This is a genomic window from Streptomyces sp. NPDC004788, assembly GCF_053601115.1.
On sequence record NZ_JBSGBF010000171.1, the window covers coordinates 1 to 7305 of the forward strand.

Annotated in this window: 7 protein-coding genes; 5 read left to right on the top strand and 2 right to left on the bottom strand. The window is 74.5% G+C overall.

The annotated features are described in order from the left end of the window. The first annotated feature begins 146 nt into the window (after positions 1-146). From ACWEJX_RS36900 to ACWEJX_RS36910, 3 genes are all read left to right on the top strand, one after another. On the top strand, positions 147-935 hold the full coding sequence (locus ACWEJX_RS36900; RefSeq protein WP_451611782.1) for a class II aldolase/adducin family protein: 789 nt from the start codon (positions 147-149) through the stop codon (positions 933-935). 182 nt (positions 936-1117) lie between these two features. Beyond that, the gene (locus ACWEJX_RS36905; protein ID WP_451611783.1) at positions 1118-2365 is read left to right on the top strand and encodes a hypothetical protein; all 1248 of its coding nucleotides are present in this window, start codon (positions 1118-1120) and stop codon (positions 2363-2365) included. Positions 2366-2460: 95 nt separating this feature from the next. Further along, complete coding sequence (locus tag ACWEJX_RS36910) at positions 2461-3054, top strand: DoxX family protein (RefSeq protein ID WP_451611784.1); 594 nt, start codon at positions 2461-2463, stop codon at positions 3052-3054. Between the two features lie 156 nt (positions 3055-3210). Here ACWEJX_RS36910 and ACWEJX_RS36915 read toward each other — a convergent pair whose 3' ends face one another. After that, a complete protein-coding gene (locus tag ACWEJX_RS36915) occupies positions 3211-4695 on the bottom strand; it encodes a PspC domain-containing protein (RefSeq protein ID WP_451611785.1) in 1485 nt (494 codons plus the stop codon). A gap of 157 nt (positions 4696-4852) precedes the next feature. Between ACWEJX_RS36915 and ACWEJX_RS36920 the strand changes: the two genes are divergently transcribed. Together ACWEJX_RS36920 and ACWEJX_RS36925 are read left to right on the top strand one after the other, a co-directional pair. Then, a complete protein-coding gene (locus ACWEJX_RS36920; RefSeq protein WP_451611786.1) occupies positions 4853-6115 on the top strand; it encodes a PspC domain-containing protein in 1263 nt (420 codons plus the stop codon). Continuing rightward, complete coding sequence (locus ACWEJX_RS36925; protein WP_451611787.1) at positions 6112-6822, top strand: LuxR C-terminal-related transcriptional regulator; 711 nt, start codon at positions 6112-6114, stop codon at positions 6820-6822. The genes ACWEJX_RS36920 and ACWEJX_RS36925 overlap by 4 nt, the downstream gene beginning before the upstream one ends. A gap of 20 nt (positions 6823-6842) precedes the next feature. Here the strand turns inward: ACWEJX_RS36925 and ACWEJX_RS36930 are convergent. After that, positions 6843-7305, bottom strand: a 463-nt coding sequence (locus ACWEJX_RS36930; protein ID WP_451611788.1) for a C40 family peptidase, incomplete at its 5' end; no start/stop codon positions are given.

The following is a 7305-nucleotide window of genomic DNA, read 5'->3' on the forward strand; positions in this document are numbered from 1 at the left end:
GGGCGGGGTGATGCTGCCGAACCACCAACCGATGGTGGTGGCGGAGCAGTTCGGCGTCCTGGAGTCGTTGTTCCCCGGGCGGTCCGCGCGACCCGGGTCCGTCCGGACTCTGGAGAGTTGACCGGCCGGGCGTTACCTTCCGGCCCATGACCTCGACTCCGGCGCCCGTCCCCGTCGACCAGCTCCACTTCGCGATGCCGCCCGTCCACGCGACGAGCGCCGAGGAGCGCACCCACCGCAAGCAGCGACTCGCCGCCGCACTCCGGGTCTTCGGACGGCTCGGCTACGAGGAGGGCGTCTCCGGGCACATCACCGCGCGCGACCCGGAGCACCCCGACTGCTACTGGGTGAACCCCTTCGGCGCGCCCTTCGCCGAGCTCACCGCGAGCGATCTGATCCTGGTCAACGGCGACGGCCAGGTCGTGTACGGCGCCCACCACGTCAACCAGGCCGCCTTCACCGTGCACGCCCAGGTCCACCGGGCCCGGCCCGACGTGGTCGCCGTCGCGCACACCCACTCCACGCACGGCCGGGCCCTCGCCGCGCTCGGCGAACTGCTCGACCCGATCACCCAGGAGGCGTGCGCCTTCTACCAGGACCACGCCCTCTACGACGCCTACACCGGCGTCACCGTCGACCCGGAGGAGGGCGGGCGGATCGCGGTCGCCCTCGGCGGGCTCAAGGCGATCGTGCTGCGCAACCACGGCCTGCTCACGGTCGGCTCCTCCGTCGACGCGGCCGCCTGGTGGTTCATCGCGATGGAGCGCTGCGCCGAGGTGCAGCTCGCCGCGCGGGCCGCGGGCAAGCCGGTGCTGATCGACCACCGTGACGCCGTCGCCACCCGCGAACAGCTCGGCAGCGACCTGGTGGCCTGGATCAACTACCAGCCGATGTGGCGGCGGATCAGCCGCGCGGAGCCCGAACTGCTGTCGTAACGGTCGTGACGGACGTCGCGGACCACACCTTTCCGTCAATGTGATGACTCTCCAATCACTCGTGTGACAGGGGTGGAACGCCCTGTGCGCGGGCAGTCGATGCGACACAATTCCCGGGAATCGACAGCCAGTTGACATGCAGTGGCAACGGGTGACGGACGGATCGGGAAGTGGGCGGCGCCGTGGCGGTGCAAGAGGCGAGACAGTACGGGTCGGACGCGGGCCACGCGCCGGACGGCGGCTGCCCGCACTGCGAACGCTCCGGCCACCGGCGGGCCGTCGCCGCCTTCCTCGCCCGGCGCGACGAGCTCGCCGCCGGCCACGGGGTGCCCGCCGCCCTCGCCCACTCGCCGGTCGCCTCCCGCCAGTGGGTCTCCGACGAACTCGCCCAGTCCGCCCGCACCGTCACGGCGCGTGGCCGCGAGGCCGGTGTCGCCCGGCGCGGCCGGGTCGAGCGGACCACCCTCGCCACCGTGTGGGGCGCCGTCCTCGCCCTGCTCCTCGGACAGGCCCTCACCGCTCTCGGCGCGGGCTGGACCGGCACCCGCACCGCCGCCCTCGGCACCGCCCTGCTCCTCGCCGCCGCCCTGACCACGGCGGCCAGGGTGCACCGCGACCGGGGCGGCGTCCTCGCCCCGCTGCTCGGCGAGGACAACCGGCTCTCCACCTCCCGAACCGTCGCCGCCGGCTGGCTCCTCCTCTCCGGCTACACCGTCCTGCTCCTCTCCCTGCGCCTGGCCACCGGCGCGCCCCACGTCGACCTGGGCCTGCGGCGCGGCGCCGGACTGCTCACCGTCCTCGTCCTGGTCGGCTGGACCACCGTCACCGCCCGGCTGATCGTCTCCCTGCGGGTCGCCGCCCGGCGCCTGCAGAAGGTCCGCGCCGAACGGCCCCGCCCCGCCGACCTGCTCTGCGACGACGACGGCCGCGCCTCCCTCACCGACGTCCAGTACGTCCTCGTCTCCACCGCCGTCCTCGCCTTCGCCGCCGTCCGCCTCGGCCGCGTCCCCGACCGGCTGCCCGAACTGCCCTGGGCGCTGGTGCTGCTCGTCGCCGTCTCCGTGACCGGCTATCTCTTCGGCAAGTGCGCCGAGGGCGGCCGGCCCAAGATCTTCTCGGTGGTCCGGGCCCGTGAGGCCGGCGACCTCGACGCCCCGATCCGCACCGGCGACGACATCGAGATCCGCGGCATCGGCTTCGTCCCGCCGGGCGCGGCCGGCCCCGACCCGCTGACCCGGCTCGTCGTCCGCATCGGCCCGGTCCACGCCCACGTGCCCCTCGTCCCGGTCCCCGGTGGCTTCGCCAACCCGACCGACACCGCCCTCACCGTCCCGCTCCCCGCCGACGTCGAACCGGGGCGGGTGGAGGTCTCGGTCGTCACCGCCGCCGGGGTCGAGACCAACCGGGTCACGATCGACGTCGTCGACTGACACCTCCCGTACCTCCGCACAGGAACTCCGGCGACAATCTGTCTTCGGACGGACTTCGGACAGAGGTGCGAGATCGATCGGAGAGGCGGCCGCAGATGACGGAACGGACGGACGGGACGACGGACCGGGGCAGCGACGGCGCGACGGCGCCCGGCGGGCCGGCCGGGGCCGCCGTGCCGGTGGGGGGTGCCGCGGTCGCCGGTTCCGGCGGCGCCGGTGGCTCCGGCGGCCTGCGGGCCCTCGCTTCCCGTCACGCCCTGGTCCCGCTGCGGATCTTCCTCGGCATCACCTTCCTCTACGCCGGGCTCGACAAGCTCACCGACCCCGCCTTCCTCTCCGCCACCGGCTCCCAGTCGATCGGCGAGATGATGCGGGGCGTCCGCGACACCTCGGCCCTGCCCGCCCTCGTCGACCTGGCGCTGCACAGCCCGGTCGGCTTCGGCTACGCCCTCGCCCTCGGCGAGCTCGCCGTCGGCATCGGCACCCTCCTCGGGCTCCTCACCCGGTTCGCCGCACTCGGCGGGGCGCTGATCTCGCTGAGCCTGTGGCTGACCGTCAGCTGGCAGGCGAGCCCCTACTACCTGGGCAACGACCTGCCCTATCTCGTGGCCTGGCTGCCGCTGCTGCTGGCCGGCGCCCCCGTGTTCTCCCTGGACGCCCTCCTCGCCGAGCGCCGGCGTATCAGGTAGGCCGTCCAGGAGGCGACCGCCGCGAGCCCGAGGCCCCCGCACAGCACCGGTATCACCACCCACCAGGCGACGGACCAGGCACCGGCCGCGTCCCCGGCGAACAGCGCCGCGAGGGCCAGGGCGGCCGCGCCCAGGATCAGCCGGCCGGGGCGGAACTCATGAAGCAGCACGGATGACCTCCACCTGTCCGAGCGCGACCTCCAAGGAGAGGTCGAGCGTGCCGCCCGGGGTGACCCCCGGCGGCGGGGGGAGCGTCCGGGACTCGTCGAGGCCCGGCGCGATGTCGATGTCCCCGTCCGGGGGCGTGGACGAGGGCGGGGCCGGCGGCGACGGCGCGGTGGGCGCGATCGGTGCGGCGGGCGCGGTCGGAGCCCCGGACTGCACCGGGGCGGAGGGGGCCACCGGCAGCGCCGGCACCGCCGCCACGTGCTGCGGCGGCAGCCGCAGATCGCCCAGGCCCGCCTGGGCCCGCAGCTTCACCGTGGCGTCGCGCGGCACGATCACCTTCAGCTTGCCCGCGCCGACCTCGACCCGCGTGGTCACCGTCGTCCCTGCCGGAACGGACAGGTGCGACAGGTCGAGCGTGCCGATCCCGGTCCCCAGCTCGTACCGCGGCTGCACGGCCGCGACCGTCGCCGGGCGCCAGGTCTCCCGCGCCCAGACCGTCGAGATCTCCTTCGGCAGCACCGACGCCACCGCCAGCAGCCCCGTGGTCAGCACCATCAGACACAGCGTGCCGAACCCGGTGCGGCCCAGGAAACTGCTGACGGCCAGGCCCAGGCCGATCACCGCGAGCGCGGCGGCCAGACCGATCTGCAGGCTGGTGCCCAGCGGGTGGCTGTGCCACGACAGTCCCGTGCCCAGACCGCCCGCGAGCAGGGCGAGCAGGAACACCAGGCCGCCGATGGACAGCTGACTGTCGTCCGCCCTGCGAGCCGGCGCCGCCGGCCGGCCCGGCGCCACCGGCGGACCCCACTGCTGGCCGGGCTTCGGCACCTCGCCGTCGACCAGGCCGTCCTTGTCGACGATCCCGTGCGGGCCCCACAGATAGCCGATGGCCACCTTCCCGGTCGAGCCGTCCTTGACTATCGGGTCCCGCCACCAGGACGGGAACTCCACCAGCGGCGGCGCCATCGTCTCCGGCGGCGCCTCGGCGACCGCGAGGGCGGCGGCCGCGTCTATCCGGCCGCCCTCCTCGGCGGTCGCCGCGACCGCCCGCCGCCGCTGCGACCACACCGCCGCGCCGCTCACCGCGAGCGACAGGACCAGCGTGAACGCCAGCAGACCCCCGTTGTGCAGCGTCGACAGGAAGATGCCGCAGCCCACCAGCGCCATCAGCACCGCGGACAGCGAGGAGCCCGAGACCCGGCCGGTCAGCAGCCTGCGCCCCTCGTTCTCCTCCTCGCCCGCGAGCGGGACCAGCAGCCACGCGAAGCCGTAGAAGACCAGTCCGACGCCCCCGGTCACCGCGAGCACGCCCAGCGCGACCCGGAAGATCACCGGGTCCACGTCGAAGTGCCGGCCGAGACCGCCGCACACGCCGGCCACGACCTTCTGCCCGCGCGACCGCCGGAGCGACGGGGCGGGCGGGGCGTCCGCCGGCGGCGGGGCCTCGTGCTGCGAAGGCATCGAACTCGTCATGCGTACATGGTGACCGCCCGTGACCCCGGAACGGCACCGGGACCGACCCTGGCCCGACCCTGATCTTCCGCGCGCCCCGCACCCTGAGACGGTTCCAGGGTCGATATCCGGGCCGACCCTGATGTCCGAGCACCGCCGGACGTGTGACGATCAATCCATGTCCGCAGCCGCTCGCGTCGCCGACCTCGACGAACCGCCCGTCCGCAAGCTCTACCGGAGCGCCGACGGGCGGTGGCTCGGCGGTGTCGCGCGCGGGCTCGCCGGACACCTCGGCCTGCCCGTCGTCTGGGTCCGCGCGTTCTTCGTGGCGCTCGGCTTCACGCACGGCCTCGGCGCGCTGCTGTACGCGGTGTTCTGGATCGTCGTCCCCCTCGGCGTCGGCGGCCGCGCCGCACCGCGCCCCATGTTCGAGACCACGCCCGAGGGCCGCAGACGCCTGCGCAAGCCAGACAAGGGCCAGGTGCTCGCGCTCATCGTGCTCGGGCTCGGCGTCTCCGCCCTCGTCGGCACCGTCAAGATCGACCAGGAGGCCGGCCGGTACATCTGGCCGACCCTCCTCATCGGCGTCGGCGTGGTCCTTGTTTGGCGGCAGGCCGACAACGCCCGCCGGGCCAGCTGGACCGACCCCGACCGGCGACGGCGCGCCTTCCAGCTCGCCCGCGGCCTCGTCGGCGTCGCCCTCGTCGGCACCGGCCTCGCCGTCTTCCTCGTCCTGCGCGGCTCCGTCACCGAACTCGGCACGGCGCTCACCGCAGCGGTCGCCGTGCTCACCGGCATAGCCCTGCTCGCCGGACCCTGGCTGGTGCGCATGTCGCAGGACCTCAGCGAGGAGCGCACGCTGCGCATCCGCGCGCAGGAGCGCGCCGAGGTCGCGGCCCACGTCCACGACTCGGTCCTGCACACCCTGACCCTGATCCAGCGCAACGCCGACGACGCCGGCGAGGTCCGCCGGCTCGCCCGCGCCCAGGAGCGGGAGCTGCGGAACTGGCTGTACAAGCCGGAGGGCACGGGCAAGGAGGAGGAGCCGGCCACGCTCGCCGAGGCGGTCAAGCGGGCCGCGGCCGAGGTCGAGGACAAGCACGGCGTCCCGCTGGAGGTCGTGGTCGTCGGCGACTGCCCGCTCGACGAGAAACTCGCCGCGCAGATGCAGGCCGCGCGCGAGGCGATGGTCAACGCCGCCAAGTACGGTGGCGAGGGCGGGCCGGTGCAGGTCTACGCGGAGGTGGAAGGCCGGTCGGTCTTCGTCTCCGTGCGGGACCGCGGGCCCGGTTTCGACCTGGACGCGGTGCCGGGCGACCGGATGGGCGTACGAGAATCGATCATCGGCCGGATGCAGCGCAACGGCGGATCGGCGCGGCTGAGATCCGTGCCGGGCGGGGGCACCGAAGTGGAGCTGGAGATGGAGAGGGCGGACGGATGAGCGACGGGAACGGGAACGGCACCGAGACGGCGGGTCGGGGCGCGGAGCGCCGGGTGCGGGTCGTGCTCGTCGACGACCACCGCATGTTCCGCACGGGCGTGCAGGCCGAGATCGGCCGGACCGACGTGACGGGCGTCGAGGTGGTCGGCGAGGCCGCGGACGTGGACCAGGCGGTCACGGTCATCACCGCCACCCGCCCGGAGGTCGTCCTCCTCGACGTGCACCTGCCGGGCGGCGGCGGGGTCGAGGTGCTGCGCCGCTGCGCGAGCCTGATGGCGGCGCCGGAGAACCCGGTCCGCTTCCTCGCCCTGTCGGTCTCCGACGCCGCCGAGGACGTCATCGGGGTCATCCGGGGCGGCGCCCGCGGCTATGTCACCAAGACGATCACCGGCACCGACCTGGTCGACTCCATCTTCCGGGTCCAGGAGGGCGACGCCGTCTTCTCCCCGCGCCTGGCCGGCTTCGTCCTCGACGCCTTCGCCTCGACGGACGCGCCGCCGGTGGACGAGGACCTGGACCGGCTCACCCAGCGGGAGCGCGAGGTGCTCCGGCTGATCGCCCGCGGCTATGCGTACAAGGAGATCGCCAAGCAGCTCTTCATCTCGGTGAAGACGGTCGAGTCGCATGTCTCGGCGGTGCTGCGCAAGCTCCAGCTCTCCAACCGGCACGAGCTGACCCGCTGGGCGACCGCCCGCCGCCTGGTCTGACCCCTGGCCGTCTGCCCGGGTCAGCCGACCCGGGTGGCGCCCGCGAACGGCATCTCGTCGATCGGGGCGATCCGGACCGGGGCGCCCGGCCGGGGGGCGTGGATCATCCGGCCGCCGCCGATGTAGAGGCCGACGTGGCTGATGCCGGAGTAGAAGAACACCAGGTCGCCCGGGGCCAGTTCGGAGCGCGAGACCCGGCGGCCGGCGTTGATCTGGGTGTAGGTGGTGCGCGGCAGCGACACCCCGGCCGCCCGCCAGGCCGCCTGGGTGAGCCCCGAGCAGTCGTAGGCGGAGGGTCCGGTCGCCCCCCACACGTACGGCTTGCCGAGCTGGGCCTCGGCGAAGGCGATGGCCGCGGCGGCCCGGCCGGTCGGCGCCGTGAGGGGGCCGCGGTCGGCCGAGGCCCGGTCGGCCCGGTCCGCCGCCGCGCCGCTCGCCGGGCCCGGGCCCGCCGCGTCATGGCGCCCGGCGGTCCCGGCGGCC